Origin of the sequence: Mycobacterium sp., from assembly GCF_025965855.1 — a bacterium.
Classification (GTDB): Bacteria; Actinomycetota; Actinomycetes; order Mycobacteriales; family Mycobacteriaceae; genus Mycobacterium.
Map to the genome: position 1 here is coordinate 15,906 of NZ_JAOPWB010000268.1, position 23,156 is coordinate 39,061.

Sequence of the window (23,156 nt, forward strand, 5' to 3'; positions counted from 1 at the left end):
TAGTGCACGGAAACGTTCCTCCGGGTGTGGGCCAATACAGGGCTAGCGCGCCACCCTGCCGGTGACCGGCGGCAGATCGGCGAGCGTGACAATCCCCGGCCTGGCGGCGACGACGGCCGGGACTGCGTTGGTAACCGGCATCGCGGTGTAGATCATTCCCAGTCCCATGAAGCCGGGCTCCGTCCAATCCTTCGGCGGCAGGCAATGCAGGACGGTGCGCATGTTGGGCAATCCGAAAACCTGAATGACGTGGCCGTGCTCGAGCGGTTTGGGGGGAACCACATGGCTGCCCATGGTCCAGTTGAATCCGACGCTGACGACGTTGCGATCGCCTTCCCAGCCGCGGTGGTAGCCGTAGACGCTGCCGACCGTTCCCGCGGGAATCTTCATGAAGCCCAGATCGGAGTCGGCGGTGGCCGCGGTAAACGTGACGTCAAACGTCATCTTGTCCAGCTTGGCCCCGATCGCGTCGGCCATCATCGCGGCCGATTCCGCGAAGACCTCGCTTTCCCTGCCCACGCTCTCGGCCAGTCCGGGAGTGTCGGGATCTTGCGAGAACCCCATCGCCGTTTGGGTTTCCGCCGACTCGTATGTCGAGCAGTCCACCGACTCGGTGATGCGGATCTCGTCGACGCGCTCGCAGGAGGCGCTGAGCACCATCCCGACCATGTTCGTCATTCCGGGATGCGCTCCGCTGCCGAAGATGGTCGAACCGCCCCGCTGGCAGGCGTCCTGGATGCGCTCGCGGTCCTCCGGTGTCTGTTTGCCGCCGGTGATCCAGGCGGCGCTGGTGCACACATTGACGCCCGCCTCCAGCAGTCGCACGAGCTCGTCGATGTTGGGCCACAACGGGTTATAGCAACACGCGTCGGGTTGAAGTGCCAGCAGCGCATCGATGTCATTGGTGGCCTTGACCCCGGTCGGCTCCGCCCACCCGGACAGCTCCGCGGCGTCCACGCCGACTTTGTCCTGTCCGTGGGCGTAGACGCCGACCAGTTCCATGTCCGGTCTGCCGATGATGGCGTGCAGCGATCGCCGCCCGATGTTTCCGGTCGTCCACTGGATCACACGAAACGGACGGTCTGCGCTGGTCGTGCTCATCGGGGCTCCTTTGTTTTGCGCGCGAACGTCGACTTGTTGGGCCGAAACCCGACGGGCCAGCCCAACAACTCGACGTTCACCCGGCTGGAGTCAGGCGTCCAGCCGGGTGAATTGGTCCTGACGGTACTGCTCGACACAGGCGGCGCGCCGGATCTTGCCGCTCGTCGTGGTGGGAATCGACCCGGGCGATACCAGAACGAGGTCCCCGACATTCAAGCCGTGCGCATTGGATATCGCGGAGGTGACGTCGCTCTTGACCCCGCTGAGCCAGTGCGTCGCCTCCTCGTTCGAATCGCCCCGCTTCTTCAGCTCGATGATGGTGACCAGCTTCTCAGTGCTGTTCAGCGGGACCGATATCGCCGCGACCCGGCCGCGTGTGATCTCTTGGACCGTCGCCTCGATGTCCTCGGGATAGTGATTGCGCCCGTGGATGATCAGCAGATCCTTGATGCGGCCGACGATGAACAGCTCACCCTCGGAGATGAAACCCTGGTCGCCGGTTCTCAGCCAGGGTCCGTCGGGCGTGCCCGGCGAAGGGTCGACGAGCGTTGCGCCGAAGCAGCGCTGCTCCTCCGGCGGTTTGCGCCAATAGCCGTCGGCGATATTGGCGCCATGCACCCAGATCTCGCCGACCAAGCCGTCAGGGCACTCGCGGTTCGTGTCGGAGTCGACGATGCGCAGCGTGGGTGTTTGCGGAATTTTGTACTTGATCAGCTCTGTGCCGGTCCCGGCCGAACACCGCCGAGCGCGGCCCGCGGCCAGCTCCCCGAGATCGAAGTGAACCGCCGCCGATGATTCACTCCAGCTGCCGGTCGCCACGAAGACGGTTGCCTCCGCCAAGCCATACGAAGGGCGCAGCATATGGTCCCGAAAATTGAAGTGAGCAAACCGATCAGCGAAGCGTTGCATTGTGGCCGGCTCGACACGTTCTGCACCGCTGATGATGCCCAGCACCCCGCCGAGGTCGAGCCCGGCCAGGTCGTTGTCGGTTGTTTTGCGCGCGGCCAGGTCAAAGGCGAAGTTAGGCGCCGCTGACCACGTTTGAGGACTCCCGGCCAGCGACTGCACCCATCTGGCCGGCCGTTCCAAGAACGAAATCGGACTCGTCAGCTCGCCGCGCCAGCCGTTCAGGATTGGTGCGCAGACTCCCAGCACCAGACCCATGTCATGGTAAAAGGGCAACCACGACACGACCGCGACATCCGATGGGGCTTTAACGCGGGAGTCCGCGAAATAGCCGCGCATCAGCTGCTCGAAATTCACCTGGAGGTTGCGGTGCGAGATCATGACCCCGGTGGGCAGCCGCGTCGAACCCGAGCTGTATTGCAAATACGCGATGCTCGGCAAATCGGCTGTCCGAACGCTTGTTCCGCCATCGGCGTCCAGATTCAGCGAATCTATTTCGACGATCTTCGGAACAGCGTCCAGGCGTGCCTGATCCACATATTCGGCGATATCTTCCGCGACCGCGGACGTCGTGAGAACAACCGCGGGCGACGTGTCGGCAAGGACCGCGCTGACACGCTCATGACTCGAGCCGCGGTGCGGCAACGGCAGCGGAACCGCGATCAGCCCGGCCTGAATCGATCCCAGGAATGCCACGACGTAATCGAGGCTCTGGCGAGCCAGGATCACCGCCCTGTCTCCGACCGACCCATGAAGGCTGAGCTCGCGCGCCGCATTGAGTGTTCGGCGGGATAACTGCGACCACGTGAGGCTCTCGGGAACACCCGCCCAGTCGTCCTCGTAATCGGTAAAAGTGAACGCGATGTCATGGGGCCGCAGGCTGGCGCGTCCGTGCAGCATCGAGAGAATGGATGAGTGGGGCGGTGTCGTCACATTACGTCCGTACTGATCTGTCCAATGCGTCGCATCGGAGTCAGTGGTCAGCCTGTCCTGCGCCGTGGGACAACACGGACATGGCACCGCTGAGGATCTGCGAGAACGGGTCAGCGCCGCCGCCGAATGTCGCCTGGTTGGCCGGCGCGGTGACTTCCGCTGGGTCGAAGCCGTGCACCGGGTCCACCTGAACGGGAGCGGTCGACGGGTCGTCGTTTCGCGAATAGCCCGCGTTCACCCGGGGGATCAGGATTGCGTCGAGCTTGTTCAGCGTGTCCTCCGGGATCCCGATGTAGGCCAACGGCGTGACCAGAGGCAGGTGTTTTTCCGGGACCATGATCGTCGTCTCTTTCGCGCCCCAGGAGTTGATCGTGGTTCTGATGTTCTGCGGCGGCACCATGCTCGGGTTCGTGAAGGCCACCGCGGTGTGACCCGTGGCTAGGCCCAGGAGCGTGTTGGCGAGCGCGAACATGTTGTCCGGCCGGTCCGGGAAGTCCGCGATCGAGTCGTACGCAGCCACGAACTTGTTGGTGTCGTATTGGCTCTCGTACGGCGGTGGCATGCGGTAGTCGAGCGCGGGAACAACGCTGCCGACGGGGAACATGGCCGAGAGGAAACTCTGGCCGAAGGCGTGACGCCCAATCGGGTCGCCGAATGTGGCGAAGTTCAGCGTGTCCGGCGGGGGAGCGGTCGGGTCATTGGCCAGTCGAGCCTGCTCGCCGTCGACCACGAACCCGCCTTCAGACAAGCCGATCGCCGTACCGGGGCGACCGGTGCGGATCGCGGCGTCGAGGTTGTTCACTCCCGCGTCGACCGACTCGCCGACGCTGGGGCCGTTCAGACCCAGGCCGGGGAACTGCTCATCGATCTTGCCGATGCCCGGGAAGAGTCGCTCCAGCACGTGACCCTGAACCTGCCCGGCCGGGTAGCGGACGATTTCTCGCTTCTGGCCGGGGAACCACTGGGCGCCCTCCTCGCGGATGTACTCGTCGTAGGGGATGCCCAGAACGTGAGCGCCTCCGAGGGCGAACGCGGTCTGGTCGCCCGGCGCCCCGGGGGTCGGCGGACCGCCGATGGGCGTGTCATCGGCCGACACCGTCTTGACGCCGAAACACCCTGCGGCGCTGACAGTTACCAGCGCCGTAACTCCTGCGAGTAGTTTCTTCATCCCTACTCCTGACCCCTCGGCTTCTCCAGTTTCACATACATCATGTGTGCGCACTAACCGGGTTGCGGCTCGGCACGCCGGGCCGGCGACCCCCGCGCGTCCACTCGTGACGGCCACCAGTTCGCCCGCCCGACCAGCGCGGCGATGGCGGGAACCGTGATGGTGCGTACCAGGAAGGTGTCCAGCAAAATTCCCACACCGATCACGAAACCGCCTTGGACCACGGTGCCGATGCTGGAGAACAAGAGACCGCACATCGAGGCAGCGAAGATCAGACCTGCCGCGGTGATCACCCCGCCCGTCGAACTCAGGGTGCGAATGATGCCGTAGCGCATGCTGTGCGGAGACTCGTCACGCATCCGCGAGACGAGCAGCATGTTGTAGTCGGCTCCCACCGCCACCAACACCACGAACGCCAGTGGTGGCACGCTCCAATGTAATTGCTGGCCGAGTAGGAATTGGAATAAGACAACGCCGATGCCCACCGCCGACAAATACGAAATGACCACGGACGCAACCAGATACAGCGGCGCGACAATCGCACGCAGCAGCGCGACCAAGGTCAGTAGCACGACGAGGAGGGTTACCGCGATGATGAACCGGATGTCGTGTTCGTAGTAGTCGCGCGTGTCCTTGAGGCCGACGGTGTATCCCGCCATCGATATCTTGGCGTCCGCCAATGTGGTGTTCGGTTGGGCTCCCCGACCGGTCGCGCTGATCGCGTTGACCTGATCCATGGCTTCCGTGCTGAACGGATTGAGTTTGGTCTGCACCAAATAGCGCACCGAATGGCCGTCCGGCGAGATGAATACCTTGGCGGCCTGCTGGAACTCGGGTAAGTGCAGCAGCTGGGCCGGGATGTTGAACCCGGCCATCGCCGGTTGTGCGGCGTCATGCTTCAGCGACAACAGAAACGCCGCGGACTCGCTGAGCCCGACACCCAGCTGTTTGACTTGGTTGACGAGCTGAGCCACCGCGTCGGCCACTTGCCTGCTCCCACCGGCGAACCGGTCCGCGCCGTTTTGCAGGCTGTTCAGGTTCGCCTGCAGGCCACCGGGTTGGTCCATCCCCATGGAATGCAGCACGTCGGTGAGCTTGGTCAATGCACTGCGCAGGCGGTCTGTCGACGCCTTCAGCGCGCGTTTGTCCGGGTACTCCTGCAGTTGGTGGGACAAGTCATCGATCGCGTCGAGGTCTGCCTGATCGCGCGCACCGACCAGCTGCTCAAATGTCCCGCGGGTGGCGCTGCACGACGGATCGGCGTCGCAGATCGGGTTGCCCTGCAACGCCGTCAGCACCGGGCCTATCCAGGCGAACAGGCTCTTGCCGGCCGAGAAGTTCCAGCCCATGGCATTGCTGAGCGAGTTGACGTGGTCGACGAGTTGGGCTGCCAGGTCGACCTCTTTGACCAGCGCGTCGCCGCTGTACTGGTTCTTCGCCGATGAGAAGGCATTCTCCAGTTCCTGCACGCCGGCAGCCAGCTGGTTGACCTGGCCGCGCACCTCACCGAGGCTGTTGGCCAGCGTGCCGGTCCCGTCGACCAGCCGGTTGAGGTCATTGGTGTGGTCGTTGATCATGGTGGACCCGCTGGCCAGCATGGTGCCGATGGCGCCCGCCTGATAGGTGGCTCTGAACTGTTCCGGCACGTTTCCGGTGGGACGGGTGATGCCGCTTACCACCGCGATATTCGGTAATTGGCTGACCCGGTCCGCCATCTGCTCCAGGTCGGCAAGGGCCTGCGGCGTGCGCAGGTCGTGCGGCGATTGGACAAGGATGTACTCCGGGATGGACTGATTCACGTTGAAATGGCGATCCAGCGCGGCATACCCGATGGAGCTGGGAGCCGAAGGCCGAAGGGCCTTCCGATCGTCATAGTTGTACCGCACCAGGCCGGCACAGCTGGCCAGGATGATCAACACGAGCACGCTGGCGACCAGATGGACCCTGGGCCGGCGCACGATGCGTACGCCGGAGCGCCGCCAGAATCGAGCGGTCAGTTCGCGCCGTGGCTTGACCCAGCCGCGTGGGCCGGCGAGCACCAGAATCGCCGGCAGCAACGTCACCGCGGCGAGGAATGCTACGCCGATCCCGATCGCCGACGACGCTCCGACCGTCTTGAAAATTCCCATTCGGGCGAAGCTGATGAGCAGAAAAGTGATTCCCACGGTGGTGGCGGATGCGGCGATCACTTTCCCGATCGAGATCATCGCCCGCTTGACCGCCTGATCGAAATCCGCGCCTGACCGCCGATAGTCGTGATAGCGGCTGATGAGAAAGACGGCGTAATCCGTTCCGGCGCCGGCCATGATCGCGCTCAGAAACACGATGGACTGGTTCGAGACGCCCGAGCCTGTGACCTGCGCGTAGCCCGCCGCCACCGCCTGCGCGATCACCAGGGACAACCCGATCGTTATCAGCGGCAGCAGCATGGTGACCGCGCTGCGGTACACCACCAGCAGGACGATGAGCACCAGAACGGCGATCGCCAGCTCGATCGGAAGCCGGTCCCGATCGCCTGCGACCGTGAGGTCGGCGACGGTTGCGGCGGGGCCGGTGACGTTCGCCGTTAGATGTGTTCCGTCTGGGGCCTGTTCCATGGCGTGTTTGACGGTGTCGCTAATCCGGTTGAAAGCGGCGTACGACTGTGGAGTGCCCAACTCGCCCGCGACGGCGACCGGCAGCACCCAAGCTTTGTGGTCCGCGCTGGTCACGACCGAACGCAGGGGCGGCGTGCTGAGGAAATCCTGCACCATCACGACATCTCGCGTGTCCCGGCGCAGCGCGTCCACCAACTTGCGGTACACGGCTTCGTCGGCGGGGCCAAGCCCCTTGTCGTCGGTCAGGACCACCAACAGGAGGTCTTCCGAACCCGATTCGTGAAATGCCTCGGCCATCTTTCGAGTGGTGACGCTCGACGGTGCATCGCTGGGCAAGATGGCGAGCGGATGCTTCTGGGCCATCTCGCCCAGCGATGGGAGCGTCAGTGGCAGGGCGACCGCAATCGCGACCCACACCGCTATCACCACCCAGGGCCACCGCACCACAAAATCGGCTAGCCGTCGCATTTCGCCCTCACCCTCAAACCGCGCAATTTCGCACTCGGACCCATCTAAGAGCCATCGAACTACTCCCCGTTAGGCAACGCGTCCCCAATGCCCGCTGGCGGCGACCCGCGCGCAGACGGACTTCATCGCTTCCATATAGCGGACAACCGATTTCTGGGCGACCGGATTGTCGGGGAACATGATCGCCATCGCCGTGCCCTCCCCGTACCGAAACACATAGATGGTCAGTTGATATGAATACCGGCCGTCAGAGTAGATTCCTATATTGTTCGCATAACCCAGCTCGGCCGCTGCAAGAACAGCATTGAGCGGAGCGGCGCCGCCATGCAGGAAGTTCGACACCGGAAAGTTCGGCTCCGGCCAGCTCAACCACGGCGCCAATTCCAGCACGCGGTAATACGGCACCTTCGCCAGGTCCAGACCCGAATCGAAAGAAGCCTGTGCCGCCCACGCGGCATCGGCGAAAGAGGCCGCGGCTATCGGCACGGTGATCGGGACCAGGCCGGTAAACCAACCCTGCGTCATGAAATTATCCGTAGTTCTGCGGGTATCCCGGGGAGTGAGGCCGTAATACGTGAGAGCCCCGGTAAACTCATGCTCTACCAGGGCGAGGCAGGCGAACAAGCCGCCGATGAAGCGCGCGCCGACCGCCGTGCAGGCTGCTTCGAACCGCTCCGTCTGCTCGGCGTCCATCAGGAGTTCGGAGACCATCTCACTGTCACTCGGCTCCGACGGGTCACCCAGTGGGAGCGGAAATTCAGGAAATCCACCGTTGTTGTTCTCGGCGAAGTCAATCCACGCGCGCACCTGAGGCGAATCTACGGTTAACGTTGACGCGTACTGGCGCTCGCGGGCGCAGAAATCGTCAAAGCTGCCGGCATCGGGAAGCGCAAGGGGTTCACCACCTCCGCTCAACGCCGCATACATTCCGTTTGCCTCGAGCATCGTTGTGCCAATCAACGTCGCGTCCCCATGGACATGATCCATGGCGGCAAAGAAAGTGAAATAACCCTCGCTTTGGACAATCCCGAAGGTGAAGCAGCCCCATTCGAACGGATTCGGTATGGCCACGACATGCGCGCGTATTTCGTCGACCGTCATTTTGCCGTGCTCGATCGGCGTGAATTCAATATCGGCGGGATCGCTGATGGTATGCCGTATGAACTCTCCATTGCCGGCGTGGTCGAACCAGCTGCGGAACGTGTCGTGCCGGCGCAGGTATGCGTTGACGGCGTGATCCATGGCAGGAATGTCACACTGGCCGGGTACTTCACAGGTAGCGATGATTTGCCGGGAGAAGTCCAGCCCCGCGGAAGTCCGTTCGTGATAATTACGAAGATGTTGGCCCTGCATGTAGCTGACCGGCACGGAACTGGCCGGCGCTTCCCGGACCTTTTCGGTAGCCGCGGCCGTCGGGTGCCAGGACATGACCGACCCCGGGCTCGGCGTCCAGCCACCGAGTGAGCCGATCGTTATTTTCCCGATGCGCAAATCTCTTCTCCTCGGTCTGGACGGCTGCGGTTCGGGCCGCCGGCAGCGACACCAAGATAACGCTCTCGGCGATCACCGGCGCCGACATGCGCGGATCGCCTGCAACTGCTCATCGGCGCGGCGGCCGGTGGCCATGGTGCAGCGGGCCGACACGTGACGATACTTGCCTGAGCCCGCGGCGAAGTACCCATGCTGTAAATACTTCGGCGTCGGCGGCGATTCGGCTGCGGGATTGGGCCGGACATGTGTAGATTACCTAACGACGGTCGCTGGAAGCAGTACGCCGGGGAGTTCCGCCAGGTCGGGTCCTGGGTGCGTGCAGTGAGTGGCCTAAGACGTGGTTCGCAGTTACCACGGTCCGGGCGCCGAAAGGGCCCGCGGGCACATCGAATCTTCGCCCACCGAAGCAGGGAGGACAATCGCATGGCATCCGCCGAAGGCCTGATGGAGCCGGCTTTGGGTTGCGCGGGGTTCGCGATCGTCGGCTACGCGGCGCGTTTTCCGGGTGCCGCGGACGCTGACGAATTCTGGCAGGTGCTGGCCGAAGGCCGGGATGCGGTATCGGAGGTGCCCTCCGATCGGTGGGATGCCGACGAATTCTTCGACCCAGATCCCGATTCGCCTGGGAAGGTTGTGACCCGTCGGGCAGGTTTCGTCGACGACGTAACGGGATTCGACGCGCCGTTTTTCGGCATGTCGGCGCGCGAGGTCAGGTTGATGGACCCGCAGCATCGGCTCTTGCTCGAGACGGCGTGGCGCGCGGTGGAGCATTCGGGCACCGCGCCAACGGCTTTGGCAAACACCAACACCGGTGTGTTCGTCGGTTTGGCCACCCATGATTACCTGGGGATGGCATCCGACGAGCTGACCTACCCCGAGATCGAAGCCTATATGGCAATCGGGACGTCGAATGCCGCGGCAGCGGGCCGGATCAGCTATCGATTGGGGCTGCAGGGCCCGTCGATCGCCGTCGACACGGCGTGCAGCTCGTCGCTCGTGGCGATCCATCAGGCATGCCAAGCGCTGCGCCTCGGGGAATGTGACCTCGCGCTGGCCGGCGGCGCGAACGTGCTGCTCACCCCGGCGACCATGATCACCTTTTCCCATGCGCACATGCTCGCGCCTGACGGCCGGTGCAAGACATTCGACGCGGCCGCGGACGGCTACGTGCGCGGCGAGGGTTGCGGTGTCATTGTCGTGAAGCGGCTCGAGGACGCGATCCGCGACGGTGACCGGATTCGGGCCGTCATCCGGGGCAGCGCGATCAACCAGGACGGCGCATCGGGTGGTTTGACGGTGCCGAACGGCATTGCTCAGCAACGGGTTATCGCCGAGGCGCTGAAGCGCGCGCGCATCGCACCCGGCGACGTCGGATACCTGGAGGCACACGGGACCGGGACATCGCTGGGCGATCCGATCGAGGCCCAGGCCGCGGGTGCGGTGTTCGGCGCGGGGCGCGAGGCGAGCCGCCCGCTGTTGATCGGCTCGGTGAAGACGAATATCGGCCATCTGGAAGCGGCCGCGGGAATCGCGGGCGTGATCAAGGTCATCCTGTCGCTCGAGCACGAGGTACTGCCGAAGCACCTGCACTTTCGCAATCCGTCGCCGCACATTCCCTGGGACCGGCTTGCGGTGCAGGTTGTGCAGGAGGCGACCGCCTGGGAACGCAACGGTCGGCCCCGTATCGCGGGAGTCAGCTCATTCGGGTTTGCCGGGACCAACGCGCACGTCATCCTCGAAGAGGCTCCGGTAGCGCCCGAACACGTAGTTCAGGTGCCCGGCGACCGACGATTCGGCGTGCTGCCGCTGTCGGCCCGCACGCCCGCCGCGCTGGTGCAGATCGCCGATCACTACCGCGGCTGGTTGAGCGCGCACCCGGAGGCCAGCCTGGCGGACCTGTGCTTGACCGCCGGGGTGGGGCGAGCACACTTCGAGCACCGGGCCGCGTTGGTGGTCGATTCGAAGGAATCCGCCGCTGAGTTGCTCGGTGCGCTGGCGGACGACCGCCCGGCGCCCGGTCTGGTGCGCGGAATATCCGACGACACGCCGAAGACGGCGTGGCTGTTCACCGGTCAGGGCAGCCAGTACGCGGGCATGGCCCGGGAGCTGTTCGACACCGAGCCGGTGTTTGCCGAGGCGCTGACCCGCTGCGCGGCCGTGGTGGCTGACGTTCTCGAAAAACCGCTGCTGGACGTGATTTTCGATGTGGATGGCCCGGCCAACGAAGAGGCGCTGCGGCAGACGTCCTACGCCCAGCCCGCCTTGTTCGCGGTGGAGATGGGCCTTGCCCGCCTCTGGCAGTCATGGGGCTTCGAACCCGACGTGGTGCTGGGCCACAGTGTCGGCCAGTATTCGGCGGCCTGCGTCGCGGGCGTGTTCAGCCTGGAAGACGGCGCGCTGCTGATGGCCGAGCGCGGCCGCCTTTTCGGCAGTTTGCCTGCGGGCGGCCGGATGGTCGCGGTGTTCACCCAAGCCGAGCGCGTCGAAAGCCTCACCGACGAGTTCCCAAGTCTGTCGGTTGCCGCCTACAACGGTGCCAACACCGTACTGTCGGGACCCGCGCAGGATCTGGACCAGGCGGTGGCCCGGTTGACGACCGACGGTGTCCGGTGTGACTGGCTGGACACCAGCCACGCGTTCCACTCGGCGCTGCTGGATCCGATCCTCGACGGGTTCGAGTCGTATGCGAACCGGTTCGATTTCAGCCCGCCACAACGGATTATGGTGTGCAACCGCACCGGCGCCGCGCTCGGCAGGAGCGTAAAACTCGACGGTGCTTATTGGCGTCGCCACGCCCGCCAACCGGTGGAATTCGCCAAAAGCGTGCGCACCCTTGCCGATCTGAGTTGCAAAGTGCTGCTAGAGATCGGCCCGCAACCGGTGCTCACCGCCGCGGCCCTGCGGGCATGGCCTGACCCGGCCACCGCGCCGCGGGCGATCGCGTCATTGCGTCGAAACACCGCCGACCACCGCCAGATCACCGAAGCCCTTGCCGACGCGTACGTGCTGGGCCACCTGCCCGACTTCGGCGCTGTCATAGGGCCGGCGCGAAAGCTCGACCTGCCGACCTATCCGTTCCAGCATCGCCAGTACTGGTTTCGAGACAATCGGGTCCGCCCCAACCAACAACACAACGCCGCGGGTACCGAAACCGTCCGGCTTCTCGAGGACGGCCGGATCGAGGAACTCGCCGCGCTACTCGACGGCGCGAGCGGCAATCAGCAGACCGTGGATGTGCTGACAAAGCTTGCCGCACAACACAACCAACAACGTGAAACCCGGTCCATCGCGGACGACCGCTACGAAGTTCGCTGGGAGAACGTTCCGGGGGCCACAGATCCGGAAGCCGGCGAGGGATCTGCCTGGATCCTCATCGGCGATGACGCCGATGCGGTTGGGCCTCTGGTCGACGCGCTCACCGCGCGCGGGCACCACCATCGGATTCTCGGATTACCGGTGTCCGACGCCGACGAGGAACGCCTCGCGGTCGCGTTGCGCGCTGCGGTGGCAGACGAGCCGGCGCTACGTATCGTGCATTTCGCGGCCCTCGACTCCGACACCGCACCGTCGATGCGTTCGCTGCTGCGGATGCAACACCGAGTCCTGCGCGGAACACGGCGCCTCTTTCGGGCCGCTGTCGCCGCTGAACTGCGCAGACCCATCTGGGTGGTAACCCGCGGCGCGCAACGAGTCACTGACGCGGACGCCGTGTCACCGGATCAGAGCTGCCTGTGGGGATTCGGTCGGGCTGCTGCGCTGGAGCATCCGCAAGTGTGGGGCGGACTGGCGGACTTGTCAAAAGGCAGGGAAAACGAAGCCGACGAATGGTCGCGGTTGATCGACCAGGTGGCGGCGGCACCGCGCGAGCCGGCCATCAGGGAAGACCAAGTCGCGCTGCGGGATCAAGCGCTCTACGTTCCCCGGCTGGTTCGACGCGTCGGTCGGCCGATCGCAACACCACTGGCACTGCGTGATGACGCAACGTATCTGGTGACCGGAGGGCTCGGTTCGGTCGGACTGGAAATCGCCGGATACCTCGCCGCGCACGGCGCCCGGCATCTGGTGCTGACCGGCCGGCGCGCGCCCAGCGATGCCGCGCAAGGGCGCATCGATGCGTTGCGTCAGCAGCACGGCTGCGAATTCCTGGTTGTCGCGGCCGACGTCGCCGACGCGCACGACGTCGCGCGCCTCTTGGCCACCGTGCGGGCCGAACTACCGCCGTTGGCCGGCATCGTGCATGCCGCGGGTGAGATCGGTACCACCCCGCTGCGCACCCTGGACGACGCCGAAGTGGATCGGGTCTTCGCCGGGAAGGTCTGGGGTGCTTGGCATTTGAGCGAAGCGGCCTTGGATTTGCGGCTGGACTTCTTCCTCAGCACCTCCTCGATCGCTTCGGTATGGGGCGGGTTCGGCCAGACCGCCTATGGCGCGGCCAACGCCTTCCTCGACGGGCTGGCCTGGCGGCTGCGCGAGCAGGGGGTCCCGGGGCTCAGCGCCAATTTCGGTCCCTGGTCGGCGGGCATGGCCGACGACGAAGCTCGCGCGCGACTGGCTCAGCGCGGGGTCCGGACATTGTCACCTGCCGATGCATTGGCGGGCATGGCCGATCTCATGGCGGCTTCTTCCGCGCAGGGAGCAGTACAGGGCGTCGTGGCCCGGATCGACTGGGCCCGCTTCCTGCCGCTCTACCAGCAGGCGGGGCGGCGGTCATTCCTGGCGGAGCTGGAGCGTGAGGTGCCGGAGTCGGTATCGGCACCGTCCTTGTCCGGGCCGGCCGGGAAGACTCGGCTGGTCGAGCGGCTCACCAACGCGCCGGCGCAGCAGCGCAAGAAACTTCTCACGGATTACCTGCGTGAGGCGGTCGCGGAGGTGACGCGAGTCGATACCGCGGAGATCCGCGAGGACGCCGGATTCTTCGACCTCGGCATGGATTCGCTGATGGCGGTCGAATTGCGGCGCCTCATCGAGCAAGGGGTGGGCAAGGAGATACCGGCGACCCTGGCGATGGACTACCCACGTCTGTCCGACGTGGCGGATTACCTGCTCGGCGACGTGCTCGGGCTCAGCGAGCAGGGATCCCCGAAGTCGGGGTCGCGGCCGGCCTCGGTAGTGACGGGGCGCACGGACGAGCCGATCGCAATCGTCGCGGTGGCGTGCCGTTTTCCCGGCGCACCCGATACCGAAGCGTTCTGGGAGGTGTTGTCCGGCGGTGTCGATGCGATCCGGGAAGTCCCGGATGACCGATTCGACATCGACGAGTTCTACGACCCGGACCCAGATACTCCGGGCAAGATCTACAGCCGCTTCGGTGGATTCCTCGACGGCATCGACGGATTCGATCCGGAATTCTTCGGTATTTCGCCGCGCGAGGCTGTTTGGATTGATCCGCAGCAGCGGTTGATGCTGGAAACGGCGTGGGAGGGCCTGGAACGTGCCGGGTATTCCCCGGGGGCGTTGCGCGGCAGCCGAAGCGGGATCTTCGTCGGGGTGGGCGCCAACGAGTATTCGCATTTGCTGTCCGCCGACTCGGTCGAGAACCTCCAGCCCCACTTCATCACCGGCAATGCGCTCAATGCCATCTCGGGCCGGGTTGCGTTCGCGCTCGGGCTGGAAGGACCGGCGGTCGCGGTCGATACCGCATGCAGCTCGTCGTTGGTCGCCGTCCATCAGGCCTGCCAGGCATTGCACTCCGGTGACTGCGATTTGGCGTTGGCCGGTGGTGTGAACGTCTTGCTGAGCCCGGTGTCCACCATCGCCGCCTCGCGCGCCAGGATGCTTTCCCCCGTCGGGCGTTGCAAGACCTTCGACGCCTCCGCCGACGGCTACGTGCGCAGTGAAGGCTGCGGGATCCTGGTGCTCAAGAGGCTGAGCGATGCCGTGCGCGACGGCGATCGGGTTTGCGCGGTCATCCCGGGCAGCGCGGTCAATCAAGATGGCGCTTCCAGTGGTTTGACGGTGCCCAATGGGGGCGCACAGCAACGTCTTATCACCGCGGCGCTGGCTCGCGCCGGTCTCGACGCCGGGGATGTTGACTACCTCGAGGCGCACGGGACGGGCACCGCGCTGGGTGATCCGATCGAGGTGCAGGCGGCCGGGGCCGTCTATGGTGCCGCTCGCGACGCGGACCGGCCGTTGCTGATCGGATCGGTGAAAACCAACATCGGCCACCTCGAATCGGCATCGGGGGTCGCCGGCATGATCAAGGTCGTGTTGTCGCTGCAGCACGAGATGCTGCCGCAGAGCCTGCACTTTGAGACACCGTCGCCGCATATCCCGTGGGACTCGCTGCCGGTGCGGGTCGTGGACAAGGCGACGCCGTGGCAGGCCAACGGCAGGACGCGACGCGCCGGCATAAGTTCCTTCGGGTTCACCGGCACCAACGCACACGTGCTGATCGAGGAGGCGCCACCACTAGGGGCGACCGCGGACGAATACTCGACGGGCGACATCGCGGAGTTGGACGAGCCAGATGAGCCGGTCGAGGTGCTGCCGCTGTCCGCGCGGTCGCCCCAGGCGCTGGCGGCGTTGGCGCAGCGATATGTGGAATGGCTGAACGCCCACCCAAAGGTCGACATCGCCGAGGTGTGCTGCACGGCCGGGGTCGGGCGTTCGCATTTCGACCACCGGGCCGCGCTGGTCGTCGATTCGGTTCAGAGCGCCCGCGAGGCGCTGGCCGATTTGGCCGAGAACCGGATGCGACCGGGAGTCCTACGGGGCGAGTGCACGGACCTGCCGACGACGGCGTGGTTGTTCACCGGGCAAGGCAGCCAGTACCCGGGGATGGCGCGCGAGTTGTTCGACGCCGAGCCGGTGTTCGCCGACACCGTGACGCGATGCGCGGAAGCGGTGCAGGGCATGCTGCCGCGTCCGTTGCTGGAGGTGCTGTTCGCGACCGACCGGGAAACCGGCGCTGACGCCGGAAAAACACTGCGGCACACCTCTTTTGCGCAGCCCGCGCTGTTCGCCGTGGAGATGGGCCTGGCCCGGCTTTGGCAGTCGTGGGGCGTCGAGCCCGACGTGGTGCTGGGGCACAGCGTGGGCCAGTACGCGGCGGCGTGTGTGGCCGGGGTTTTCGGCCTCGAGGACGGAGCGCGGCTGATGGCCGAGCGCGGCCGGCTGTTTGGCAGTCTGCCCGACGGCGGGCGAATGGTGGCGGTCTTCGCCGATGCCAAGTACGTCGAGGAGATCGCCAACGAGTTCCCCCGCGTCTCGGTCGCCGCCTACAACGGCCCCAACACGGTGCTGTCGGGTCCCGGCGCGGATCTCGAACAGGTCGTCGCCAGGGGTGGCAACGACGGGATCCGTTGCAGCTGGCTCGAAACCAGCCACGCCTTCCATTCGGAGTTGCTCGAGCCGGTGCTCGGTGAATTCGAGTCGTACGCGGCGCGGTTGCAGTTCGCTGTGCCGACGTTGCCGCTGGTCTGCAACCGCACCGGCGCCGTGCTCACGGCGGAAACCCCTCTGGACGCGCAATATTGGCGGCGGCATTCCCGCCAGCCGGTGCAGTTCGCCGAAAGCGTGCGCACCGTGGCGGCGCTGGGGTGCTCGGTGTTGATGGAGATCGGTCCGCAACCGGTTCTGACCGGGGCCGCGGTCCAGGTCTGGCCGGAACATCTGGCCGCGCCGCGTGCGATTGTCTCCCTGCGCAAGGGCGTCGGCGACCGGCGCCAGATCGCCGAAGCGCTGGCCGCCGCCTATGTCAGCGGCCATCGGCCCAGGTTCGCCGCGCTGCAGCGTCAACCTCGCCGCAGACTCGAACTGCCCACCTACCCGTTCCAGCGGCGTCGCTTCTGGCCCAAGACCTCCGGCGTCGCCGGCATCGACGGACAGGGCGCCGGCGTATCCGGAATCCTGGGTAGTGCAAAAGATCTCGCCTCCGGCGACTCCGTCTACACCAGCCGGCTGTCGGTCAAGTCGCAGCCCTGGCTTTCCGATCACGTCATCTACGGCACCGTCGTCGTTCCGGGGGCGACCTATGCGGCGATGGCCCTGGCCGCGGTTGGCCCGCCGGGGCGGGTGCAAGACGTCTTTTTCTATGAGCCGATCATCCTGACCGAGAAGACTTCTCGCGAGGTGCAGCTGACTTTGCATCCGCTGGAGGACGGCTTGCAAGACGGGGCGGGCTGGAGCTTCCGAGTGCACAGCCGACCGTACGGCGTCCGCGATGCCGAATGGTCGTTGAACGCCGACGGCACCGTCATCGCCGGTGTCACTGGTGTCGAGGCCGACCCGGCCCCCGATCCGGCGGATCCCATCGACGCGGCAATCGAGCGGATGAACCGCATGCGTCCGCAGCAGCTGTTCGAGACCTTCGCCGACATGGAGCTGGCATGGGGGCCTAACTGGTCCGGTTCTTTGAAGTCGCTGTGGCTCGGGGAGGGTGAGGCGATCGGCGATATCACCGTCGGCGAAGAACTCGCGGAACATCTCGGAACCGAGCCGATGCATCCGGTGCTGCTCGACCTGTGCACGGGCGTCGCCTTCCCGGCGTTCCCGGCACTTCTCGCGGCCGAACAGGGGGTGAACGACCTGTTCTTGCCGTTGCGGTACGGGCGGGTGGAGCTGCGGGAGAAGATGCCGCGGCGGTTTTACTGCCGCGCGAGGTGGCACACCAGCGGCCTCGACAGCGAAACCCAGGTCTTCGATCTCGATTTCGTCGATCGGGATGGCCGCCGCCTCGGCGGGATTCGCGAGTTCACGGTCAAACGCGCGCCCCGAGAGGCGTTGTTGCGCGGGCTCGGCGGCGATGCCACCCGGCTGCTCTACACCCTCGGCTGGCACGAAGTGCCGCTGCCGGCATCGAGCGGGGGTGCCGGAAACGCGATCGGCAACTGGCTGATCGCCGGATTCGAGGAACTCGCGGCCAACGTGCCGGGCTGCATCTCTTTTGACCGGGCCTCGATTTCAGTGGACCCGGAGCCCTTGGGGCGGCTGTTGGCGCAGGCTGACGAGCGCGGTATGCCGTTCTCGGGCATCGTCTGGCGCAGCACCGGACCGGGTGCGGGAGAGTCGAGCGCTGAATCGCTCGCGCGGCTGGAGATGGAGATCGCCCACCTGCTCAGCGCCGTGCACACTCTGCAGGGCCTTCAGACCGATGGGACGGGGAAACTTCCCGGCGGGCTGTGGATCATCACCGAACGGGCCGTGGCGACCGAATCCGGCGAGCCGGTCGACCCGGTGCAGGCGGCGCTGTGGGGACTCGGGCGCACCATCGTCAACGAGGAACCGGCCCTGCGCTGCAGGCTGGTCGACTGCGACGGATCCGAGCAGGCCGTGCAGTTGCTCGCCGGGCTTCTCGGCGAACCGGGGCCGCCCCTCGAGGAACCGGAGCTCGCTTTGCGCCAAGGCAAGTTCTTGGCCTCCCGGTTGCTGCAATGGTCGCGCAGCGGTCATCTCGCGGTACCGCGAGCAACCGATTACGTGTTGGCGCCCACTGAACGCGGCGCGATCGACAACCTGCGTCTGGCCGAGGCGGAAGTGCCGCCGCCGGACGACGGCTACGTGCAGGTCCGCGTGGATGCCGCTGGTTTGAACTTCCGGGACGTGCTGAACGTGTTGGGTCTCTATCCGGGCGATCCGGGCCCGATCGGTGGTGACTTCTCCGGCATCGTCACGCAGTTGGGCAGCGGCGTCACCGGACTCGAGGTCGGTCAACGCGTCTTCGGCTTCATGCAGGGCGCATTCGCCAGCCGATTCAATGTGCCGGTCCAATTGCTGGCTCCGGTGCCCGATGGGGTCAGTGCGGTGGCGGCGGCGACCATTCCCGCGGCGGCGCTCACGGCCCGGCTCGCGTTCGACTGGGCGCAGCTGAAGCCCGGTGACCGTGTGCTCATTCACGCCGCCAGCGGTGGTGTCGGATTGGCCGCCATCCAGATGGCGCAGCAGCACGGTGCGATCGTCTTCGCCACCGCGAGCACCTACAAACGCGCGACACTGCGCAAGCTGGGCGTGGAATATGTCTACGACTCGCGCAGTACGGATTTCGCGGATCAGATTCTGGCGGATACCGGCGGCTCGGGTGTTGATGTGGTGCTCAACAGCCTGACCAATGAGGGGTTTGTCGAAGCGACCGTGCGGGCCACCGCCCGGCACGGCCGTTTCGCCGAGATCGCCAAGCGAGACATCTGGACGCATGCGCAGATGGCGGCGGCCCGTCCCGATATCGCCTACGAAATCGTCGCGCTGGACGCGACCACTTTGCAGGAGCCCGATCGTATTCGTGGCCTGCTGGGCGAGGTGTCCGACGGGTTGGCCAGCGGCGAGTGGGCGCCCCTTCCCGCCGAGATCTACCCGCTGACGGAGGCGAAGACGGCATTTCGCCGGATGCAGCAGGCGCGTCATATCGGGAAGATCGTGCTGCAAATGCCGAACCCGTTGCAGCCGCGCGGCGATCGAAGCTATCTGATCACCGGTGGACTCGGCGCGATCGGCCTGCACACGGCGGCCTATCTGGCCCAACTCGGCGCCGGTGACATTGTGTTGACCAGCCGGCGCGCCCCCGATGCGGACGCGCAGCGGGCAATCGAGGACATCACCGAGCGCTACCGGTGCCGCGTCCATACCTTCGCGGCCGATGTCGGCGACGAGGCGCAAGTCGCAAAGCTGCTGGAGCGGATCCGCGCGGAGTTGCCGCCGCTCGCGGGAGTGGCGCATTTGGCGGGCGTGCTCGACGACGCGCTGCTGTCACAGCAGAGCCTGGAGCGTTTCCGGACGACGTTGGCGCCCAAGGCGTTTGGTGCCTGCTACCTGGACCGCTTGACGAAGAACGACAATCTCGACTTCTTCATCGTGTCCTCCTCGGTGTCCAGCCTGCTCGGTTCGCCCGGCCAGGCCAACTACTCGACGGCCAATGCGCTGCTCGACGGGCTGGTCGCGGAACGAAAGGCGCAAGGCTTGCCGGCGACCGGCGTCAACTTCGGTCCCTGGGCCAAGGGGGGCATGGCTTCTTCGGAGGCCGCGCGCGGCAATATCGGTGCGCAAGGCCTGGTTCCGCTGGAGCCCTCGGCCGCCCTCAGCGCGCTCGCCGAGGTGGTCGCCAACGGAACTGCGCAGGCAACGGTCATCAAGGCCAACTGGCAGCGTGCCGCGAAGGTGCTGGGCAGTTCCCGCCCGCCGATTCTCGACCTCGTGTTGCCGAGCGCCGTCACGGAGGCAACAGGCGACAGTGAGTTGCTCCGGCAACTGCAGGAGATACCGGTGGCGCAGCGCGCCAGTTTCATTACCGAATTCCTGCAGCGCGAAGTGCAGGGCTTCCTGCGGCTCGCGCAACCGCCCGCCGCGACCAGTCGATTCCTCGACCTGGGCACGGATTCACTGATGGCGGTCGAACTCCGCAACCGGTTGCACAGCCAGTTCGGTGGCGCGTTCACGATCAACGCGACCGCGGTATTCGACTATCCGACGCTCGGCGGGCTCGCCGAGTATCTCGCAGGTCAGCTACCGGAGTCGGACTCAGAGTCGGGCCCACAGTCGGACCCTCAGCCGGGCGCCCAGTCAGGTGAAGTCGAATCCGTCGGTGCGTCCGAGCCGACATAGAAACGACCCCACGCCGCCGTCCGGTAACGCCGCGCTGACCACCAGTGCGTCGGCGCAGGCAGCGACGAGCACCCGACGTCGACGTTGGCCGCAGCGAACCGGTTGCGCGCCAAGGACTCTCGGTTAGAACGTTGGCCCTACGCGGCGTTTGTCAGCGACGTTCCAGCCAGACCGCGTTCGAGTTCTAAGGCGACGTCTGGGTTGAACGTGCGATGACCGGAAACACGGTCTGCATTCCCTTTCGGCCCTTGATCGCAACCTGCTCCGCGGGGCCCCAGACGTATTTCGCCTCGGCGAAGGCATGCACGGCATCGGTGGTCATCACGGCCGCGCGCCCGCCCCGCCCGGCAATTCCGGCCAATCGGAACGCGACGTTAGTCGCGTCGCCGATCACGGCCTCGACCGTTCGAGTCATTGCGGCGATCGCGGCCTTGCCCTGCACCACAGCCCAGCCCATGCGGATCGGCGAGCCGTCCGGCGCACGGAGCGGGAGTTTGGGCGCGAGATACTCGACCTCCTGGTTCGCAGCGAGCGCGAAATCGATCGCGAGCTCATTGGCATTGGGAAGCGTCCGCAGTCCCCAGACCGCATACAGCGCATCGCCGGCGTAATGGTTGAGCGTGCCGCGATGGGTGCGCAGCACTCGGCGGAGTTCGTGCCAAAGGTCGTTCAGGCTCTCGGCGATCACCTTGCTGTCGGTGACTTCCGAGATCGTCGAGTAGTTGGTGATATCGCCCACCACCATCACCATGATCTCCTCGACGATCCGGGCCTCGGTGAAATCTGTGCCGGCCTCCCCGACGGCGTTGAACCGGTCCGATCGAAACCTCAGCGCGAGGTCGCCTATGCGGATCTGGTCGTTGGGCCTGAGGGGGACCAGTACGGCGCGTTCGAGCCGCTCGCCGTTGAGTAAGGTTCCGTTGGTGCTGGTGTCGATCAGGAAAGCCTGGTCGGTGGCGGGGTCCAAGCGGATCTCGAGGTGGTTCCGGGAGATGCCCGGCTGGTTGATCACCAGTCGGCGTTGTTCCGCGATACCCGAGCAATCTCGCCCGACAAAAAGTTGATCGAAAATGGGCACGATGCGCGCGCCGTCCTCCGCGCGCATGATCAGGTGGGCCTCCGGCTCGCCCCGCCAATCGGCGTCCACGGTTAACAACCTAGCCGCTTGTGTTCACCGCCACCATCTCCCTGAGGCAAGCGCGGCAGGGCCGCGGTCACCGAACGAGCGCCGGATGTGCCTCAAGGGCTATTTGGGTTGCGCGTCGCCCAGCCTGTAGGGCGGCGTCAATATTTTTGAAGTCCAACGGACCGATCGCGGTGACGTCCGGCTGGATGACGGCCGCAACGTGAGGGAGCTCGTGCAGGTTCGGAGTTGACCCCGCAAGGTCAAGGGCGCGAAGCAATGTCTCTTGCACCGGCGGTAAGGCGACATCCGAGCCGGTAACGAGCCGCCGGACGAACGGGAGCAGACGAAAGCCCTTCGACGGCACGTAAATTCGACGTAGATCGATGCAGATGACGTCGCCGTCCGGGTCTGCGCACATCACGTCGGCCGGGAGGTTGTTCAACAGTCCACCGTCGACGATCAGCCGCTCGCCTTGCTGCAGCGGCGGAAGAAGACCGGGGATCGAGACCGAAGCGCGCACGGCGAGCCACAGAGACCCACGTCTGTGAATGATCTGATTGCCCGTGATCATGTCCGCCGAGATACAGAAGAACCCCTTGGGCAGATGCTCGATCAACCTGCTGCCGAAGAAGCCCCCCACCAGCCGATCGACGCGTCGACCTCGAGTGAAGGCCACCGCAGGGATCGTGTAGTCGCCGAGTGGGTTGGCTTCTGCCATGTACTTACGTGCCGCGGCAATCGCCTCCTCGCCGTCCAACCCCATCGCGAAGGCCCCCGCAGCAATGGCACCGGCGCTCGTTCCGCCAAACCGATCGATGACGACGCCTGCCCGGGTGAGCTCGTCGTACACACCGAAATGTGCGAGTCCTCGAGCGCCGCCACCCCCCATCACGAGACCTAGGGATCGGCCGGCGATTCTGCGAGCCAGAGCACCGATGCCATCGTCGTCGGCGGAGTGATGCGAGACCGGCCGCAGCAGTTCCCACCAACTCGGATCCGGTTCGCTCATGCAGGTGATCAGGTGGGTTGGCCGCCCCTGGGCGACAAGCGGATCGAGGCCGGTCGGCGGATGTTGTTCCGCCACAAGGACCACGAGTCGGTCGCTTTGCGCGGCAACATATCGTCGCCAGAGATCACCTGACCCTCGGTCGGCCACCACCAGGACCCAGTCGTTGCTTCGCTCGGCCCGATCAAGGGCTTCGCTGAATCCTTCTACGAGCTCACCGTAATTTTGGACTTCAGCGGTGGTGTCGACGGGCGGAGCGATCACGGCGGTCTGACCGTGTGGGCGCAGTCGAGTAGCGATCGTGTCGACGATCGGGGCTGCGTCGGCCTCACCGGTCGACAGCACGCCAATGACGCGCGGACGTTGAGAGATGTTCGCGGATCGGGACTGTTGAAGCATCCTCGCCAGCGCTCGCAGCATCACCGATTGGACCCGCGGAGTCGTCGCGAGCATTTCGGCGAACGTGTCGGCGGCGATCCTCCACACGACGCCGTCCCGGACAGCCCTTACTCCAGCCGAGCGGGGAGCGCCGGCAATCACGCCCAATTCCCCGATTGAGTCGCCGGACGCCATCTCCCGGATCACCTGCCCATCGGCACCGACAATCGCGAACCGCCCCGAGGCAACCATATAGATGGCATCCGATGGGTCTCCGACACGAAAGAGCCACTCATTGGCGGGAATGTGAAGGCGATCAACGGCGCTCGAGAGTTGATCGAGTTGTTCATCGTCCATGTCGGCGAGTATCGGAACGCTCCGGAGCGCGGCCCGCTCGTCAGCCGCACGCGGTGCGGGCTGCTGTTCTTCAGCGCTCATGGGGTGCGG

The 23,156-nt window shown here is 65.6% G+C and carries 8 protein-coding genes and 1 pseudogene; 2 read left to right on the forward strand and 7 right to left on the reverse strand.

Annotated features, from left to right (window positions below; all coding sequences use genetic code 11):
• Nucleotides 1–42: 42 nt before the first annotated feature.
• From JWP83_RS22695 to JWP83_RS22715, 5 genes are all read right to left on the reverse strand, one after another.
• Nucleotides 43–1,101, reverse strand: coding sequence for a dihydrodipicolinate reductase (locus JWP83_RS22695; RefSeq protein WP_297735132.1), 1,059 nt, complete (start codon nucleotides 1,099–1,101; stop codon nucleotides 43–45).
• A 90-nt stretch (nucleotides 1,102–1,191) separates the two neighbouring features.
• A complete protein-coding gene (locus tag JWP83_RS22700; protein WP_297735136.1) occupies nucleotides 1,192–2,940 on the reverse strand; it encodes an AMP-binding protein in 1,749 nt (582 codons plus the stop codon).
• 40 nt (nucleotides 2,941–2,980) lie between these two features.
• Nucleotides 2,981–4,108, reverse strand: a complete 1,128-nt coding sequence (gene pe / locus JWP83_RS22705) for an acyltransferase PE (RefSeq protein WP_297735140.1) — start codon at nucleotides 4,106–4,108, stop codon at nucleotides 2,981–2,983.
• Between the two features lie 53 nt (nucleotides 4,109–4,161).
• Entirely contained in the window at nucleotides 4,162–7,173 is a 3,012-nt protein-coding gene (locus JWP83_RS22710) for an RND family transporter (protein ID WP_297735142.1), read from the reverse strand.
• A gap of 69 nt (nucleotides 7,174–7,242) precedes the next feature.
• Complete coding sequence (locus tag JWP83_RS22715; RefSeq protein WP_297735145.1) at nucleotides 7,243–8,664, reverse strand: condensation domain-containing protein; 1,422 nt, start codon at nucleotides 8,662–8,664, stop codon at nucleotides 7,243–7,245.
• 423 nt (nucleotides 8,665–9,087) lie between these two features.
• On the opposite strand from JWP83_RS22715, the gene JWP83_RS22720 reads away from it, so the two are divergent.
• Both JWP83_RS22720 and JWP83_RS22725 read left to right on the forward strand, forming a co-directional pair.
• Nucleotides 9,088–20,199: a type I polyketide synthase gene (locus JWP83_RS22720; protein WP_297735147.1), complete on the forward strand. Its 11,112-nt coding sequence runs from the start codon at nucleotides 9,088–9,090 to the stop codon at nucleotides 20,197–20,199.
• Between the two features lie 78 nt (nucleotides 20,200–20,277).
• Nucleotides 20,278–20,387, forward strand: a pseudogene (locus tag JWP83_RS22725) (hypothetical protein); the annotation flags it as partial.
• Here JWP83_RS22725 and JWP83_RS22730 read toward each other — a convergent pair.
• Both JWP83_RS22730 and JWP83_RS22735 read right to left on the reverse strand, forming a co-directional pair.
• Nucleotides 20,384–21,346, reverse strand: a complete 963-nt coding sequence (locus JWP83_RS22730; protein ID WP_297735150.1) for an adenylate/guanylate cyclase domain-containing protein — start codon at nucleotides 21,344–21,346, stop codon at nucleotides 20,384–20,386. The pseudogene JWP83_RS22725 and the gene JWP83_RS22730 overlap by 4 nt on opposite strands.
• Nucleotides 21,347–21,413: 67 nt before the next feature.
• Complete coding sequence (locus JWP83_RS22735; protein ID WP_367185667.1) at nucleotides 21,414–23,147, reverse strand: patatin-like phospholipase family protein; 1,734 nt, start codon at nucleotides 23,145–23,147, stop codon at nucleotides 21,414–21,416.
• Between the last annotated feature and the right edge of the window lie 9 nt (nucleotides 23,148–23,156).